At 68.2% G+C, this 15,770-nt stretch carries 21 protein-coding genes; 7 read left to right on the top strand and 14 right to left on the bottom strand.

The window, feature by feature from the left end; genetic code table 11:
- Positions 1–11 precede the first annotated feature (11 nt).
- Positions 12–389, bottom strand: coding sequence for a histidine triad nucleotide-binding protein (locus G7B71_RS04650; protein ID WP_166038356.1), 378 nt, complete (start codon positions 387–389; stop codon positions 12–14).
- Between the two features lie 179 nt (positions 390–568).
- Between G7B71_RS04650 and G7B71_RS04645 the strand changes: the two genes are divergently transcribed.
- From G7B71_RS04645 to G7B71_RS04635, 3 genes are all read left to right on the top strand, one after another.
- Positions 569–1,054 (top strand): ClpXP protease specificity-enhancing factor SspB, encoded by a 486-nt coding sequence (locus G7B71_RS04645; RefSeq protein WP_166038354.1) that lies wholly within the window; start codon positions 569–571, stop codon positions 1,052–1,054.
- A 101-nt stretch (positions 1,055–1,155) separates the two neighbouring features.
- Positions 1,156–2,562 (top strand): class II fumarate hydratase, encoded by a 1,407-nt coding sequence (gene fumC / locus G7B71_RS04640; protein WP_243406101.1) that lies wholly within the window; start codon positions 1,156–1,158, stop codon positions 2,560–2,562.
- 59 nt (positions 2,563–2,621) lie between these two features.
- Entirely contained in the window at positions 2,622–2,786 is a 165-nt protein-coding gene (locus G7B71_RS04635; RefSeq protein WP_166038352.1) for a hypothetical protein, read from the top strand.
- Position 2,787: 1 nt separating this feature from the next.
- On the opposite strand, the gene G7B71_RS04630 is transcribed toward G7B71_RS04635, so the two are convergent.
- Positions 2,788–3,321 (bottom strand): DUF1697 domain-containing protein, encoded by a 534-nt coding sequence (locus tag G7B71_RS04630; protein WP_166038350.1) that lies wholly within the window; start codon positions 3,319–3,321, stop codon positions 2,788–2,790.
- A gap of 44 nt (positions 3,322–3,365) precedes the next feature.
- Here G7B71_RS04630 and gmk point away from each other — a divergent pair, with 44 nt between their 5' ends.
- A complete protein-coding gene (gene gmk, locus G7B71_RS04625) occupies positions 3,366–4,010 on the top strand; it encodes a guanylate kinase (protein ID WP_166038348.1) in 645 nt (214 codons plus the stop codon).
- Between the two features lie 71 nt (positions 4,011–4,081).
- Positions 4,082–4,660, top strand: a complete 579-nt coding sequence (locus G7B71_RS04620) for a hypothetical protein (protein ID WP_166038346.1) — start codon at positions 4,082–4,084, stop codon at positions 4,658–4,660.
- On the opposite strand, the gene G7B71_RS04615 is transcribed toward G7B71_RS04620, so the two are convergent.
- From G7B71_RS04615 to lgt, 8 genes are read right to left on the bottom strand one after another with little or no spacing between them, the layout of a single operon-like run.
- Positions 4,657–5,349 (bottom strand): ATP12 family protein, encoded by a 693-nt coding sequence (locus tag G7B71_RS04615; RefSeq protein WP_166038344.1) that lies wholly within the window; start codon positions 5,347–5,349, stop codon positions 4,657–4,659. The genes G7B71_RS04620 and G7B71_RS04615 overlap by 4 nt on opposite strands.
- Positions 5,346–5,573 carry a hypothetical protein gene (locus tag G7B71_RS04610; protein WP_166038342.1) on the bottom strand — a complete coding sequence of 76 codons (228 nt, stop codon included), beginning with the start codon at positions 5,571–5,573 and terminating at the stop codon, positions 5,346–5,348. The genes G7B71_RS04615 and G7B71_RS04610 overlap by 4 nt, the downstream gene beginning before the upstream one ends.
- A complete protein-coding gene (locus tag G7B71_RS04605; protein WP_166038339.1) occupies positions 5,570–6,229 on the bottom strand; it encodes an HAD-IA family hydrolase in 660 nt (219 codons plus the stop codon). Before G7B71_RS04605 ends, G7B71_RS04610 begins: the two co-directional genes overlap by 4 nt.
- A complete protein-coding gene (locus G7B71_RS04600) occupies positions 6,226–6,810 on the bottom strand; it encodes an FMN-binding negative transcriptional regulator (RefSeq protein WP_166038337.1) in 585 nt (194 codons plus the stop codon). The genes G7B71_RS04605 and G7B71_RS04600 overlap by 4 nt, the downstream gene beginning before the upstream one ends.
- On the bottom strand, positions 6,810–7,907 hold the full coding sequence (locus tag G7B71_RS04595) for an RluA family pseudouridine synthase (RefSeq protein WP_166038336.1): 1,098 nt from the start codon (positions 7,905–7,907) through the stop codon (positions 6,810–6,812). The genes G7B71_RS04600 and G7B71_RS04595 overlap by 1 nt, the downstream gene beginning before the upstream one ends.
- A 42-nt stretch (positions 7,908–7,949) precedes the next feature.
- Positions 7,950–8,456 (bottom strand): GNAT family N-acetyltransferase, encoded by a 507-nt coding sequence (locus G7B71_RS04590; RefSeq protein WP_243406100.1) that lies wholly within the window; start codon positions 8,454–8,456, stop codon positions 7,950–7,952.
- 2 nt (positions 8,457–8,458) lie between these two features.
- Positions 8,459–9,481: an SAM-dependent methyltransferase gene (locus G7B71_RS04585; RefSeq protein ID WP_166038333.1), complete on the bottom strand. Its 1,023-nt coding sequence runs from the start codon at positions 9,479–9,481 to the stop codon at positions 8,459–8,461.
- 4 nt (positions 9,482–9,485) lie between these two features.
- Entirely contained in the window at positions 9,486–10,391 is a 906-nt protein-coding gene (gene lgt / locus G7B71_RS04580) for a prolipoprotein diacylglyceryl transferase (RefSeq protein WP_243406099.1), read from the bottom strand.
- Positions 10,392–10,485: 94 nt separating this feature from the next.
- On the opposite strand from lgt, the gene G7B71_RS04575 reads away from it, so the two are divergent.
- Positions 10,486–12,165 (top strand): class I adenylate-forming enzyme family protein, encoded by a 1,680-nt coding sequence (locus tag G7B71_RS04575; protein ID WP_207774715.1) that lies wholly within the window; start codon positions 10,486–10,488, stop codon positions 12,163–12,165.
- A 269-nt stretch (positions 12,166–12,434) separates the two neighbouring features.
- Here the strand turns inward: G7B71_RS04575 and G7B71_RS04570 are convergent, their stop codons facing one another.
- The gene (locus G7B71_RS04570; RefSeq protein ID WP_166038329.1) at positions 12,435–12,749 is read right to left on the bottom strand and encodes a hypothetical protein; all 315 of its coding nucleotides are present in this window, start codon (positions 12,747–12,749) and stop codon (positions 12,435–12,437) included.
- A gap of 265 nt (positions 12,750–13,014) precedes the next feature.
- Here G7B71_RS04570 and G7B71_RS04565 point away from each other — a divergent pair, with 265 nt between their 5' ends.
- Positions 13,015–14,175 carry a PHB depolymerase family esterase gene (locus tag G7B71_RS04565; protein ID WP_166038327.1) on the top strand — a complete coding sequence of 387 codons (1,161 nt, stop codon included), beginning with the start codon at positions 13,015–13,017 and terminating at the stop codon, positions 14,173–14,175.
- Between the two features lie 48 nt (positions 14,176–14,223).
- On the opposite strand, the gene G7B71_RS04560 is transcribed toward G7B71_RS04565, so the two are convergent.
- The 3 genes from G7B71_RS04560 to G7B71_RS04550 form a co-directional block, all read right to left on the bottom strand.
- Positions 14,224–14,997: a hypothetical protein gene (locus G7B71_RS04560; RefSeq protein ID WP_166038325.1), complete on the bottom strand. Its 774-nt coding sequence runs from the start codon at positions 14,995–14,997 to the stop codon at positions 14,224–14,226.
- Positions 14,998–15,077: 80 nt separating this feature from the next.
- Positions 15,078–15,278 (bottom strand): hypothetical protein, encoded by a 201-nt coding sequence (locus tag G7B71_RS04555; RefSeq protein ID WP_166038323.1) that lies wholly within the window; start codon positions 15,276–15,278, stop codon positions 15,078–15,080.
- A 126-nt stretch (positions 15,279–15,404) separates the two neighbouring features.
- Entirely contained in the window at positions 15,405–15,608 is a 204-nt protein-coding gene (locus G7B71_RS04550) for a hypothetical protein (RefSeq protein ID WP_166038321.1), read from the bottom strand.
- Positions 15,609–15,770: the final 162 nt, after the last annotated feature.

Raw genomic sequence — 15,770 nt, 5'->3', positions numbered from 1 at the left:
TGTCCGCGGCGTCACCTGGACAGCATCGGGCCCAATGGGCCGCCCGCGAAGATGTGGACGTGGAGGTGCGCCACTTCCTGGCCGCTATGCTGGCCGACATTGGCAAGCAGGCGATAGCCGTCGGCGACCAGGCCCTTGTCGCGCGCCACCTTCGCGACCGCTCGGACGAAGCCGGCGATCTCTTCGGCGCTCGCCCGCTCCGAGAAGTCGTCCCACGATACGTAGCGCCCCTTGGGGATCACCAGGACATGGGTCGGCGCCTGCGGGAAGATGTCATTGAAGGCGAGCGCATGCTCGTCCTCATAGACTTTCGAGCAGGGCATCTCGCCGCGCAGGATGCGCGCGAAGATGTTGGTGTCGTCATAGGGCAGGGTCGGGTCGATCGGCATCGGTAGGCTCCACAACTGGCACCTTCATGCCAGCGAAGGTTGGCATCTGCCAGAGCCGGGGACGCGTAGACCCCAGCTTGCGCTTCGGTGACAACCTATCTCGATCCTAACCCTGATTGGCAAAATCTGCGGTTCCAACCGGGTTGACCCTCCCACCGGCGGCGCTACCGTCGGCGGCGATGACCGAAGAGACGCCCGACAGCCTGATTCCCTATGACGAGATCGTCCAGGAGGCACTGCGCGCCGTCGTCGGCCGAGTCCTCGGCGAGGTCGAGAAGAATGGCGGCCTGCCCGGCGGCCACCATTTCTACATCACGTTCAAGACCGGCGCGGCGGGCGTCGACATCCCCAAGCACCTGTCGGATCGCTTCCCGGACGAGATGACCATCGTCATCCAGAATCGCTTCTGGGACCTCAAGGTGCAGGAGGACCGCTTCGAGGTCGGCCTCAGCTTCAACCAGATGCCGGCCAAGCTCCACATCCCCTTCTCGGCGATCACCGTCTTCTTCGACCCCGAGGTCAAGTTCCAGCTCCAGTTCCAGGCGTCGGAAGACGACGAGGACGAGGAGGAGGCGCACGGCGCCGCGGAGAACGACCGGCCGGCCGCGGAGCCGGTCGAGGACGGCAGCAACGTCGTGTCGGTGGATTTCAGCCGAAAGAAATAGCTTCGTGGCGATCCCGGCAGCGTCGGGAATTCGTAACCCAGTCGCGTGCGCCCCGAGACCCTGACTTGCGCCGAGGCGACGCAATTTCATAGGGGGGAACCATGCAGATGAGCACCCAGACCCACACCCGCAGCGAAACCGATTCGATCGGCGCCATCGACGTCCCTGCCGACGCCTATTGGGGCGCGCAGACCCAGCGCTCGATCGAGAATTTCCCGTTCGGAGCGACCGAGCGGATGCCGATCGGAATCGTCCACGCCCAGGCGATCGTGAAGCAGGCTGCGGCGCGGGTGAACGGCAAGCACGGGCTCGACGGGAAGATCGTCGCCGCGATCGAGGATGCCGCGGAGGCGATCACCTCGGGCCAGCTCGACGACCAGTTCCCGCTCGTCATCTGGCAGACGGGCTCGGGCACCCAGACCAACATGAACGTCAACGAGGTGATCGCCGGCTACGCCAACGAGAGGCTCGCGGGCACGCGCGGCGGCAAGTCGCCGGTCCACCCCAACGACCATGTCAACATGAGCCAGTCGTCGAACGACAGCTTTCCGACCGCGCTCCACGTCGCGACGGTGCTCGCGACCGAGAGCGTGCTCCTGCCGGCGCTCGACAAGCTGACCAACGCCCTCGCCGAAAAGGCCAAGGCGTGGGATCACATCGTCAAGATCGGTCGCACCCATACCCAGGACGCGACCCCTCTGACACTCGGCCAGGAATTCTCCGGCTACGTCGCCCAGCTGGTCAGCTGCCGCGCCCGCATCCAGGTCGCGCTCGACGGCGACATCCGCAAGCTCGCCATCGGCGGCACCGCGGTCGGCACCGGGCTCAACGCGCCCAAGGGCTGGGCCGAGGACATGACCGCGGCGATCAGCGACATCGCCGGGACGAAGTTCGAGAACGCTCCGAACAAGTTCGAGCAGCTCGCCGCCAAGGACGGCCTCGTCTTCTTCTCCGGAGCGCTCAACACGCTCGCGGTGGCGCTCAACAAGATCGCCAACGACATCCGCTTCCTCGGCTCGGGCCCGCGCTCGGGCCTCGGCGAGCTGTCGCTGCCGGCGAACGAGCCGGGAAGCTCGATCATGCCGGGCAAGGTCAACCCGACCCAGGCCGAATCGCTGACGATGGTCGCGGCGCAGGTCATCGGCAATCACCAGGCGGTGACCGTCGGCGGCATGCAGGGCCATTTCGAGCTGAACGTGTTCATGCCGCTGATCGGCGCGAACGTGCTCCGCTCGATCCACCTGCTCGCGACCGGCATGATCAGCTTCGCCGAGCGCTGCGTCGAGGGGATGGAGGCCAATGAGCGCCAGATCGCCGAGCTGGTCGGCCGCTCGCTGATGCTGGTCACCGCTCTCGCGCCCGAGATCGGCTATGACAACGCCGCCAACATCGCCAAATACGCCCACAAGAAGGGGCTGACTCTGAAGGAGGCCGGCCTCGAGCTCGACCTCGTCGACGAGGCGACGTTCGACCGAGTGGTCAAGCCGGAGCTGATGATCGGCCGCTGAGTCAGGGAACCGCGTGGGGTCCCCCGCGCTTCTCCTGCGGGAAAGGCAGGAGGCCGAACATGACCAAGGACGAGATCGCTCCCGGAGACATGGCGCCTCCGGGCGCTCCGGGCACCGGCGAGAATGTCTGCCCCGACTGCAACGGCTCGGGCCAGGTCGACGGCGGCACCTGCCCGACCTGTCTCGGCACCGGCCGGCTGATCGAGGGAGTCGGCGGGGCCTAGGTCAGGCCTGCAGCATTTCCTGAAGCTTGAGCACGGTGCGCCAGTTGCGCTGGGTTACCGGCGAGCCCGCCGCCTTGTCGAACAGGGCGGGAGTCAGCTTCGAAGTGCCGGCCCCCGCCGGATAGTGGATCCACAAGGCGTCGCCCTCCAGTTTCACCCGCTCACCCGCAACCGCCTTCGCCTCAAGCAGCTTGGACGCGTCTGCCTTGGGCGGCGATTTGGACAAGCCAAGCATCAGCCGGTTGGGCTCGTCCCGCGCCGCCTCGGGAAAGGGCGAGCCCTTGGCATAGGCTGCCCACTGGTTGGCGCTGCGGATGATGACCGGCCGCTCGAAGCCGAATCGTTTCGCTACGGCTTTTTCGAGCGCCGCCTCCAGCGACGCCGGCTTGTCCGCCGCCTCGAACACCACGTTGCCGCTCTGGATGTAGGTCGCGACATTTTCCCATCCGAGCTCGGCGCAGACTTCGCGCAGCTCCGCCATCGGCAGCTTGCAGCCGCCAACGTTCACAGCACGCAACAAAGCGACGTATCGCATCGTCCCTCCTTGACCTCCGCCACGCGCTTCAGCCACTAGCCCTCATGGAAATCGCATCCGCCTTCCAGCGCCGCGGCCTGCTGTTCGTCCTGTCCAGCCCGAGCGGCGCGGGCAAGTCCACCATCGCCCGAATGATCCTCGAAGCCGACGACGGCATCGCCATGTCGGTGTCCGCGACGACTCGTCCCAAGCGGCCGGGCGAGGTCGAGGGCGTCGACTATCACTTCGTCACCGACGCGGAATTCGACCGGATGCGCGAGACCGGCGCCTTCCTCGAATGGGCGCATGTCTTCGGCTACCGCTACGGCACGCTCAGGAACGAGGTCATCAAGGCGATCGAGAACGGCCGCGACGTGCTGCTCGACATCGACTGGCAGGGCACCCAGCAGCTGAAGCAGGTCGACCCGGACATCGTCCGCGTGTTCATCCTGCCGCCGTCAATGACCGAGCTGGAGCGGCGGCTGAAGAGCCGCGGCACCGACAGCGAGGAGGTCATCGCCAACCGCATGTCGCGGGCGACGGCCGAGATCAGCCACTGGGCCGAGTACGATTACGTCCTCATCAACAACAACGCGGAAAAATGCCGCGAGCTCGTCCACAACATCCTCAAGGCCGAGCGGCTGAAGGCGACCCGCCGAGTCTTCCTCCACGACTTCGTCCGCGAGCTGATCGCCGGCCGCCCGGCCTAGTCTGTCGCAACGACATTTCGCCCCGTCGGTTGTTGCTCTAGGTTGATCCGAAACAACCGAGGGAGAGCGCCATGGTGCGGGTGATCATCGGTGCGGCGGTGGCCGCGATTGCGATGCTGATCGTCGGCTTCCTGTTGTTCGCGACGCCCCTCAACGGGCTCGGCACTGGCAATGTCGGCAATGCCGAGGCCGCCCAGCTGCAAAGCGCGCTGGCATTGAACCTGCCGCGCACCGGCACCTATGCGGTGCCTGATCCCAACACCGCCGAGCAGACCGTGATGTACGGCCAGGGCCCGGTCGCCACCGTGCATTACAATACCGGGGGCTATGCCGCGGGCGATCCGACGATGATCGTCTACGGCGTCGTGCTCAACTTCATCACCGCCCTGCTGATCGGCCTCGGCCTTCTCGGAATCGACCGCCGAGTGCCCGACTTCGCCTCGCGCGCGCGCCTGCTCGTTCCCCTCGCGATCGCCGCGGCGGCGTTCATTCACCTCGGCGAGCCGATCTATCTCCACCACGATTGGGGCAATGCGATCTACAGCCTGTTCGGCAATGCGCTGGCGCTGGTCGTCGGCGGGTTGATCGTCGCCTGGTTCGTCCCGCACCACCGCGCGGCCGCCCCCGCGGATGCGCCGACCGACGTCTAGCGAAGCAGGTCGAGGAAGCGGGCGCCCGCCGCGAAGTCCCGCTGACGCGCCGCCAGCGCCGCGCTCGCTTCGGAATCCTCGCCCCATTGTTCGAGCTGCCATTGCTCGTCGAGGCTCGCCGCGTCCCACGCCTGCTCCAGGTCGATCGCGCCTTCCGCCAGGGCCAGGGCGGTGACCAGCGAGCCGCTCACCGTGACGAGCGGCGACAGTCCGGCCAGCTCGAAGGAAGACCGGGCCGTCACGGCACGGGCCAGTTGTCGCACCGCCGACTCGCTCTGCGGCTGGTGCATGATCCCGCTGACCACGTGGAGTTCGATGTCGAAGCGCTGGCGCGCCCAGGCGAGAATCGGGTCCCAGCGCTCCGCCTGGCGCGCAACCAGCTTGTCGGGACTCTCGGCGCGGTAGCAGAGCAGGTCGCTCTCGGCATATTCGGCGAGCCGCGCGGCGAACGTCTGCGGATCCGGCGCGACTCGGTCGATCGCCGCATTGGCAAGGCCGGTGAGCGGCATCGAGCGGGGATCGATCTCGTCTCCCTGCGCCGCCCATTCCTCCGCCATCGCCTCGGCAAGGGCCTCGCCCGGCACGACCAGCCCGGCCCGCGCCGGAGTCTTCACCGCCCTGCCGTCGAGCAGCAGGGCGAAGCCGGGGTCTTGCGCGGCGACGCCCACATCCTTGTAGAAACGCTTCATGACCCGGGCGGCCGCTTCCACCTCCTGGCCAACATGCGCGGCGCGAGGAAGCTGGCCGCCAGGCCAACGAGCGCGATCGGGAAGCCGATCCAGTGGCCGCCGGCGACGAAGACGTTGGTCTGCCACAGGAGCAAGGCGAGCAGCACGACGACGGTGCCGCCGATCTGGGCCAGGTTGATGAGGATGAACCGGTTGCGCCAGGTGCGCTCGTCGACCTCGTTCATGCCGGCTTCCTCATCAGTTCGATAATCTCCCGCGGATGGGCCGCGACATGATGCGCGCCCGCGTCCCACAATTCCTCTTCCAAGTGATAGCCCCAGGCGACGCCGATAGCGGTAACGCCGGCGGCGCGCGCCATGGCGATGTCATAGCTGGTGTCGCCGATCATCCAGGTCGTCTCCGGCGCCGCGCCGGCGTCGGCCATCGCCTGCTCGATCATGCTCGGGTGCGGCTTGGACGGATGGCGGTCGGCCGTCTGAAGCGTGACGAAGCGGTGGGCAAGGCCGTGGCAGTCGAGGCACAGGTTGAGGCCGCGGTCCGACTTGCCGGTGGCGACCCCGAGCAGGAAGCCGTCTGCCTCCAGCGCCTCGAGCAGTTCGGCGACTCCGTCGAACAGGGGCTCGTCGACCGAGCCGGTCAGCCGCATGCGCTGGAACGCGGTCTTATATTCCTCGGCCATCTCGACGTGCATCGCCGACGCCGCATCGGGCGCCATCACCTGCATCGCCTCGATGAGACTGAGGCCGACGACCCGCCGGGTCTTTTCCTGAGGCGGGCGCGGCAGGCCGACCGCGTCGAAGCAGGCGTCCATTGCCGCGCAGATATTGTGCTGGCTGTCGACCAGGGTGCCGTCGCAGTCGAAGAGGGCGAGGCGGTTCACGGGCGCATCAGCCCCGCATGATCGTGGCGACCGAGAGCGGCGAGCGCTTCGGCGACGCGTTCGCGCTCCTCGGCTTTCTTGTTCTGGCCGAGCTTGCGGTTGCCGCGCAGCGCTTCGATGCTGAGCTCGAAGCCGACGATCGCCTTGAGCATCGCCTCGAAGCGGCCGGGCGTCATCTTGTCGCGGGTCCAGGGCTTCTTGGGCGCGAGCCGTTGTTCATGCTCTGCGCTCAAGCGGTCGAGCAGCGCCGCAAGCTCCGCTTCGTCGAGCCGGCGCAACGGGCCTTCCGCCTCGACCACGAGATAGTTCCAGGTCGGCACCCGGTCGGGCGTGCCGTACCAGTCCGGGCTCACATAGAAATCCGGGCCCATCACCGAAGCGATTGCCCGGGCGCCTTCCAGCTTCGCCGCCGCCGGGTTGCTCCGCGAGACATGGAACAGCAGCCGGTCCCGCCCCGCGACCACCACAGGCGCATGCACCACCGCCGGCCCGTCGACGCAGATCGTCGCGAACGACACCTGCCCGACCAAGGCGAGCATCTCCTGCTCGTCGGTCCAGTGAAAGACGCGGTTGGGGTGCATCAGCGCCGCCGGCTGGTAGCGCCACCGCCGCGGTTGCGGCGCTCGCCGCGGCGTTCCTTGCGGACCTGCTTTGCGTGCTGCTTGGCCCGCGCCTTCTGCTCCGTGCGGCTCGGCGGCGGCGCGTCCTCGATCTCGAGGTCCCCGGCGGCGGCATCGAAGCCGAGCGAAGCGAGGGTCGCGGCGAAATGCTCGGGCGGCTCAGCCGTCACGTCGATTCGTCCGCCGTCGGGATGATCGATGCGCAGCCGCCGCGCGTGGAGGTGCAGCTTGCGGCTGATCGAGCCGGTCAGATAGCTCTCCTGCCCGGCATATTTGCCGTCGCCGACAATCGGGTGCCCGATCGCCGCCATGTGCACGCGCAGCTGGTGGGTTCGGCCGGTGAACGGCTGGAGCTCGACGAAGGCGGCGCGGTTGCCGGCGCGCTCGATCACCCGGTAGCGGGTGCGTGCCACCTGGCCGTTCTCCTCATCGACATGCATCTTCTCGCCGCCGGTGCCAGGCTGCTTGGCGATCGGCAGCTCGATCATTCCGTCGTCGATCGACGGCACGCCCATCACCACCGCCCAGTAGATCTTGCGCGCCGTCCGTCCGGAGAAGGATTTGGACAAGAAGGCCGCTGCCCGCGGCGTGCGCGCCACCAGCAGAGCACCCGACGTGTCCTTGTCGAGCCGGTGGACGAGCTTGGGCCGAGCCGCATCCTCGTCGACCAGCCCGCCGAGCAGGCCGTCGACATGCTCGGTCGTCTTGGTCCCGCCCTGCGTGGCGAGGCCCGGCGGCTTGTTGAGCACGATCGCTGCCGGATCCTCGCTAATCACCATCGAGCGCGCAAAGGCGACTTCCTCGTCGGTCAGCTTGCGGACCTGCTTCCGCGGCGCCGGCGCATGCTCCTCGGGAGTGATCGGCGGGATTCGGATGACCTGGCCGGCCTCGATCCGGTCGCCGGGCGTGGCGCGCTTGCCGTCGACGCGCAGCTGGCCGGTCCGCGCCATTCGGGCGACGGCGGTGAAATTGGCTTCCGGGAGGTTGCGCTTGAACCAGCGGTCGAGGCGGATTCCGTCATCCTCCTCGCTCACCGTGAATTGACGGACATCGCTCATCGCCGCGCATGTAGCGACGCGGGGGCCGCCGCGCCACCCGCGCTACAGCTGCTTGCGCATGATGATGTCGAGGTCGGCATGGGTACCGACCATGAAGTCGTAGGTGCCGACCGCCTCGAAGCCGTAGCGGTCGTAGAAGCGGCGGGCGCGGTGGTTGTCGACAAAGACGGAGAGGTAGAGTTGCTCGGCGCCGCGCCTCTTCGCCTCGGCGATCACCCAGTCCATCAGCGCATGGGCGATGCCGACGCCGTGCCAGGGCTTGAGCACGTAGAGCTGGCGAAGCTCCGCAGTCGGCCCGGTCGGCTCGAACGGAAGCGACGGGGGACCGACCTTGGCGAAGCCCGCCGCCTCGCCCGCATCCTTGGCGATACGGATCGCGAAAGCCGGGTTCGACAGCTCTCCCCGCCAATTCTCCTCGCTATGATTGTCGAGGAACGCCGCCAGATTCTCGGGCGTGTAGAGATGGCCGAACGTCTCGACGAAAGTCTGCTTGCCGAGGCGCGACATCAACGCGGCGTCGCCGGGGGTTCCGTCCCTGTAAGCGATCACGTCTAAAATCCTTCCGGCTCGGGCCAGCGCGGCGCGACCAGCGCCATGACCTTGAACAGACGCCCCATCTGCTCGGGTGCGGCGAGCCGCTCGCGCGCCGCGACGATCTCCTCGGTCCGCTCCGGCGCGGCCTTGGCAAGCTGCGCCGCGCGCAGATCGATACCCATGGCGCGGAGGAACGCGCCTTGCCCGATCGCGCCATACACCCGCACGCCCTCCGCCCGTGCGGCGTCGTGAAGCGCCTCGAAGTCGACATGGGCGGTGAGGTCGCGGGTGCCCGGCGCTTCCCACGGGTCGGCATAGCCATGGTTCGACACGGCTTGCAGGGTGTCACCGATGCCGCGGCGCTCATGGCCGTAATCGATAAACAACGCAGCGCCGCCATGGGCTGCCAGCCGCCGCGCCAGCTTGGCCGCGATCCCGGCCGAGGCCGGCGAGCGCTCGACGATCGCGCCGGTCTCGGCGTGAGGAAGCGCCTCGGTTGCTGCTGGCCCGCTCTCGCGGCGGAAGCCTTCGCCCTCGGTGGCCACGACCAACTCGCGCCATCCGTCATCTTCGCGGACGAACTGGTGCACCGGCAGAGCATCGAAGAATTCGTTGGCGACGATCAGCAGCGGGCCCTGCGTCGGCAGCCCGTCGACATCGTCGTGCCAGCGCGCCGCGGCGATGCGGCTGAGTTGCTCGTCCCTCAGAGCGGGGCTGGTCTCGACCAGCTCGACCGGTGGCTGAAGTCCGATGCCGCGCATCGCGCGCAGCGCGTCGGCCGCGAGCGTTCCGCGGCCGGGGCCAAGCTCGGCATAATGGACTCCGCCGGGCTTGCCGGCGCGCAGCCACAGATCCGCCAGCCACAGTCCGATCAGCTCGCCGAACATCTGGCTGATCTCCGGCGCGGTGACGAAGTCGCCGGCCGCGCCGAGGGGGTCGCGGCTGGCATAATAAGCCGCGTTGGCCGCCCCCATATAATCAGCGACGCTGATCGGCCCCTCGGTCGCGATCCGCGCCCTCAGCGCGTCGGCGATCGACATGGCATCAGGCGGCTTCCCGCGCCTTGACCGCATCGGCAGGCGGTTCGCCGGAAGGGGTGTGGATCGGTTCGCGCGTACGCGCCGTGACGATCAGATAGAGGCCGATCAGGATCATCGGCACGGTCAGCCACTGGCCCATCGACAGCCCGGTCTGCTCGGCCAGCCACATCAGGTGCGCATCCGGCTCGCGGAAATATTCCACGACGAAGCGGCTGAGGCCGTAGCCGAGCGTGAACACGCCGGCGAGCAGGCCGGGCTTGTAGCGCGCGCGGGTCCACCAGAAGAGGACGAACAGGACGAGGAACAGGAGTATCCCCTCCAGGCCCGCCTCGTAGAGCTGGCTCGGATGGCGCGGCGGGCCGACCTCGACCCTGCCGGGGCCCACGAGCTCACGGAACTGCACGGCCCAGGCGACGTCGCTTGGCCGGCCCCACAATTCGCCGTTTACGAAATTGGCGAGGCGGCCGAAGAACAGGCCGAAGGGCACGCAGCAGGCGACATAATCGGACACGCGCAGGAAGGAGAGCCCGTTCTTGCGCGCAAGGTAGAGCATCGCGAGGATCGTGCCGAGGAGGCCGCCGTGGAAGGACATGCCGCCGTCCCACAGTTTCACGATCGCCAGCGGGTCGTTCAGATAATCCATCGGCTTGTAGAACAGGACGTAGCCGAGCCGTCCGCCGAGGATGATTCCCAGCGTCGCGTAGAAGACCATGTCGTCGGCATGGCGCCGCGCCATCGGCGATCCCGGCTGCTTCACCAGCCTGAGCAGGTACATGTAGCCGATGACGATCCCGGCCAGATAGGCGAGGCTGTACCAGCGCAGCTGGAAGAAGCCGAGATCGAGCGCCACCGGATCGAGATTGTGGACCCAGTGAGAGCCGGTGGCCGGCGCGGCCGGAAGAGTGGTCATGACAGTCATATCGCGAGGGCTTCCCCCTTGAGCCTGCCGCCCTCATAGAGGGAGCAAAGCAAAGCGAAAAGCCACGAGAGGAGCCGATCTCACGATGCCCACCGAGCTTGACCGCAAGATGGACCAGATGATCGCCGCCGTGACCGGCGAGGGTGGCCCTATCAAGCTTGGAACGGACGACCAGGGCCGTGTGATCGTCACCAACCTGCCGCCGACGCTGCCGATCTTCTTCGACGCCTTCTGCATGCTCAACCAGTCGTCGGAGGCGATCGTCGCCGACGGCGAGCGGCTGACCTTCGGCGATCTCCTCGCCTATGCAAACCGGCTGGCGCCGGTGCTCGCCGGCGGGTTCGGAATCAACAAGGGCGACCGAGTCGCCATCGCGATGCGCAACTGCCCAGCCTGGATCCTGACCTACATGGCGGTGGTCAAGGCGGGCGGAGTCGCCACGCTGATCAACGGCTGGTGGCAGCCGCACGAGCTCGAGCACGGGCTGAAGCTGACCGAGCCGAAGCTGGTCATCGCCGATGCCGCGCGGGCGGAGCGGGTCGCTGCGACGGGGCTCGGCATCGAAACCGTCACCCTGCCGGTCGACCGGCCCGCCGCCGAGGCTCTGGCGCCGCTGCTCGATCGCGGCGGCGACGCGGAGTTGCCCCAGATTGGCCCCGACGACGACGCCACGATCCTGTTCACCTCGGGCTCGACCGGCACCGCCAAGGGCGCGCTGTCGACCCACCGGGCGGTGACGACCGGGACCTACACCTACTCGGCCTCGCTCGCGGCGCTGAAGGCGATCCTCGAGAGCGAAGGCCGGCCGCCGGCCAACCCGCCGCGCACGCTGATCAACGTGCCGCTGTTCCACGTCACCGGCGAGGTGCCGGTGATGCTCAACTCCTTCGTCATCAACCGCTGCATGGTGCTGATGAAGAAGTGGGACGCGGGCGAGGCGCTGCGGCTGATCCAGGACGAGAAGATCACCTATTTCGTCGGCGTGCCGACGATGAGCCTCGAGCTCATGCAGCATCCCGACCGCGAGACATACGACCTGTCGACCCTGACCGACCTTGCCGCCGGCGGAGCACCGCGGCCGGCGGCGCACGTCGCCCGGCTTCGCGAGGCGTTCAAGACCGCCCAGCCGGCGCTCGGCTACGGGCTCACCGAGACCAATGCGGTCGGCTGCGGCAACGTCTGGTCCAATTATGCCGCCAAGCCCGATTCGACCGGCAGGCCGCAGCGGCCGCTGGTCGACCTCGTGATCCTCGGCCCGGATGACCGGCCGCTGCCGGCCGGCGAGCGCGGCGAGATCGCGATCCGCTCGGCGGCGAACTTCAAGGAATATTGGCGCGACGCGGCGGCGACGGCGGCGGCGTTCACCGCCGACGGCTATGTGCGCAGCGGAGACATCGGCTATCTCGACGAAGACGATTATCTGTTCATCGTCGACCGCAAGAAGGACATCATCATCCGCGGCGGCGAGAATATTGCCTGCCCGGAGGTCGAGGCGGCGCTCTACAGCCATGCCGGGGTGGACGAGGCGAGCGTGTTCGGAATTCCCGACGAGAGGCTGGGCGAGGTGCCGGTGGCCGTCGTCCATCTCGCCGACGGCCAGGCCGCGACCGAGGACGAGCTTCGCGACCATGTCGCCGGGCTGCTGGCGCCGTTCAAGGTGCCCGCGGCGATCGTGATCTCGGCCGAGCCTTTGCCCAAGCTCGGCACCGGCAAGTTCGACAAGGTCACCTTGCGCCAGCGCTACAAGGACCTCCACGGCGGCTGAGAATGGTGGGGCCGGCGCCTGGTCGCGCCACACGCCGACCCCTCCCTCGATACGCTACGCGAGGGAACAGTCGAACCCGCGGTGGGAAGACGGGCAAAGCACAAGCACGCCTGACGGGTCCGCTGCGGGCCTATTGGCCGACTCGCGTTGAGCGGCGTCTGAATGCCGGCGTAAGCGGCTGTTAATGCAGGACTACCGGGTTTTCCGCAGGGGCGCCCGGCGGGTTGAAGGCTCCGGGCGCAGGGAACCGCGCCCGGAGCGAAGCCGGCCTACCAGCGGCGGCCGCGGCGATCGTAGCGGTCGTAGCGGTCCCGGCGATCGTAACGATGGTAGCGGTCGTCGTAGCGGTTGTTGCGCTGGGCGCGGGCGATCTCGCGGCGGCACTCGCGAAGCTCGCGGCGATATTCGCGGCGGCTGTCGGCGCGGCGCAGCTCGCGGCGGCACTCGCGCATCTCGCGGGCGACGTCGCGGTCGTAATGGCCATAGGCATAAGGCGGCTGCGGATAATAACGGCCCTGCGCCGAGGCGGCGGTGGGCAGCATGACGGCGGCGAGGCCCGCCGCGGCAATGAGCAGAGTACGCATCACGATTTCTCCCAGGGAACGGGGCGTCCGCTGGCGGACTCACCCCGGCTAAACGGCCGGATGATGCGCCCCGTTGCATGAACCCCAAACTACCTCGCGTTCATCGGGGGTTTAGAGACCCGAGGGGGGTGCCGTCCGAGGGATCGGGAAGCGCGATCAATAGGTTAGGCGCCGAGGCTATTTTGCTGCAGTGCAGCAACGATCCCGCCGGCCCGGCGTTATGGTCCGTCTGCGCCTCGTTGCGGTGCTGCAAAAAAGGAAGCCCATGTCACTGTCCGACACCCTGTCCCGCCTGTCGCGGGGCCGCGGGGCTTTCGCTGCCGCATTTCCCGCCACCCGACATGAAGCGACGGACGACCGCCTGAGCGAGCTCGAAGCGAGGTTCGTCAATCCAGGCAATCTGCGCGCGCGCTGCTACCTGCCGGACCGGCTGGAGCGGCCGGCGGCGCTTCTGGTGGTGCTCCACGGCTGCACCCAGAATGCCGCAGGCTACGACCAGGGCGCCGGATGGTCGGCGCTCGCCGACCGCCACGGCTTCGCCCTGCTCTATCCGGAGCAGAAACGGGAGAACAACCCGAACCTGTGCTTCAACTGGTACCAGGCCGGCGACTCGCGTCGCGGCTCCGGCGAGGCGGCGTCGATCGCCGCAATGGTCGAGGCGATGCGGGCGTCGCACGGAATCGACCCGGACCGTATCTTCGTCACCGGGCTGTCGGCCGGCGGGGCGATGGCGGCGGTGATGCTGGCGACCTATCCGGAGCTGTTCGCCGGCGGAGCGATCATCGCCGGAATGCCCTATGGCTGCGCGTCGAACCTCGCCCAGGCGTTCGACCTGATGGCGGGGCGCGGGACCGCCGAGCCCGGAGCGCTGGCCGACAAGGTGCGCGCCGGCTCTCGCCACCGCGGCGCGTGGCCGCGGCTGTCGGTGTGGCACGGAAGCGCCGACCGGACCGTCGTCCCCGCCAACGCCGACGCGCTGGTCGCGCAATGGACGGGCCTTCACGGGCTCGGGCTGAAGCCGGACCGGACCGAAACGGTCGACGGCCATCGGCGCCGGGTGTGGCTCGGCCGCGAGGGGCAGGAGCTGATCGAGCATTACGACGTCGCCGGGATGGCGCACGGAACGCCGCTGATGCCGGGCACGGGCGAGGGCGAATCCGGCGAGGCGCAGGCGCACATGCTCGACGTCGGCCTGAGCTCGACCGACCGAATTGCCGCCTTCTTCGGGATCGGGCCGGAAGTGGCGGCTCGGAAGAGAAAGGCGGGGAAGGCGGGCCTCAAGGCGCCGGCCGGCGCGAAACTGAGCGGCGCGGCTGTGCGCCTGCGGGCGCCGAGGCCCAAGCGGCCGGCCCCGACGCCGAGCCCGGTCAGCGTCATCCAGAAGACGATCGAGGACGCGCTTCGCTCGGCCGGACTGATGAAGTGAGGCGGGCGGGATAGCTGCGGCTTTCGAAAGTCACGACTGGCACGAAAGTCACATGGAATCGCGGGGGTCGCCGTCCCGCTCGGCCCCGCGGCCGGGAGCCGATCCGACCGGGCCGTAGCCGGGCGGGATCCAGTGGCCCTCGTCGGTCATGGTCCAGCCCTCGGCGAGCTTCTTGCGGTCCTCCTCGCTGCCCAGCGCTTTGAGCTTCTTGTCGAGCAGGGCGATCGATTCCTCGAACGTCCACGGCTTCTGCTCGGCGGCGATCTCGGCCCTGATCTCGCGCTCCATCTGCTTGCGCTCGTGCTTGAGCAGGCGCTTGCGCTTGAAGCCGGGGCGGGGGCCGTATCTCTTCGGGTCGGCGCCCTGGAGGAGAAGGCGCAGAAGGCTGTCCGAATGGCGCACCCGGATGCGCACCTGGCCGCCGGCGACATAATGTTCCTCGACGCCCTCGACCGCGCGCTGCCAGGCGGCGAGCTCGATCGGCGTGGCGCTCATCCGAAGAGCGATGGCGCAATGGTCCGAGAAGAGGGCGTCGCTGTCCTGGTGGCGATAGACGGTGCGCACGGCGATTCCGGCCTTGCGCGCCGCGGCGGCGATGCAGCCCGTCTTGACCAAAGCGGTGAGGAACAGGCGCTTGCGAGCCTCGGTAAAGCCGTCGTGACGCTCGCGCGGGGCGTCGCCGGGTGCGGTGTCGGCCGCTCCGGCCGGCGGCGCCTCGTCCCACGGATAGCCGCCGGAGTTATCGGTCGCGGCCTGCGGGCCGACTTCACCGGCCGGGACTGCGCCAGCTCCCGGAGCGGGCAGGGCAAGGGGATCGGACATGCGAATTGCTCCTTTGGTTTAAAAGGAGCCGACTACTTATCCTATCTGGTACCCTGTAGGAAAATGGTTTCTTTTGACGGTCAGCTCGTGTGGCACGGGCGGCAGCAATGGTAGCAGCCGTTCGACTGGCTCCACGTCTTCCTGGCCTCGGCGACGGCGGGGGCGCAGCTGCCATACTCGCCGAGATAGGTGCGGTTCGAGGGGAAGTAGGCGCAGGCCGACACATGCACCTCATGGTCGCCGTTCGGCTGGGCGTTGTCGTTGACATAATAGGACGCCATGAGTCCCTCCCCGCGGAAAGGGGAAGCCTAGCCGACGGCGCGGGCGGGCGAGAGGCGAGTCGACTCCGCGGCGGCGCCGGATCGGACGGTTCGGAGCCCGACGGGCGCGGCGCGGGGCCGGAGCGGTCAGGGCTGCTTGTCGGGGCGCTCGATGCGATGGGGGCGGTGCGGCTTCCACACCACCTTGCGGCCCTTGGGGCGGTGCCACTTGCCCGACGGCGTGCGCACCAGATCGACTCCGCAGCCGCGGCACCGGCCGAAATACCAGCCCTTGTTCCAGACCTCGCCGGGCGCGGCGCGGTGCAATCCGAAGCGGCACAGGAGACTCATGGCCGACCCGATAGCACAGGCGCGCGGGCGCTGCGAAACATGAGCGGAAGGAGGGTCGCGCTGGCCACGGTGGAGGGCGACCGCGATCCATCTCACGAGCCCTGGACGAACTCTCCCCCGCTTTTCAGCCGGAGGCCAGGTGGGAGGGTTTAATGAGGTGTT

Source organism: Sphingosinicella sp. YJ22 (genome assembly GCF_011320075.1).
Classification (GTDB): domain Bacteria; phylum Pseudomonadota; class Alphaproteobacteria; order Sphingomonadales; family Sphingomonadaceae; genus Allosphingosinicella.
The sequence above is the reverse complement of the archived record's forward strand: the minus strand, read 5'-3'. Positions and strand labels throughout refer to the sequence as shown.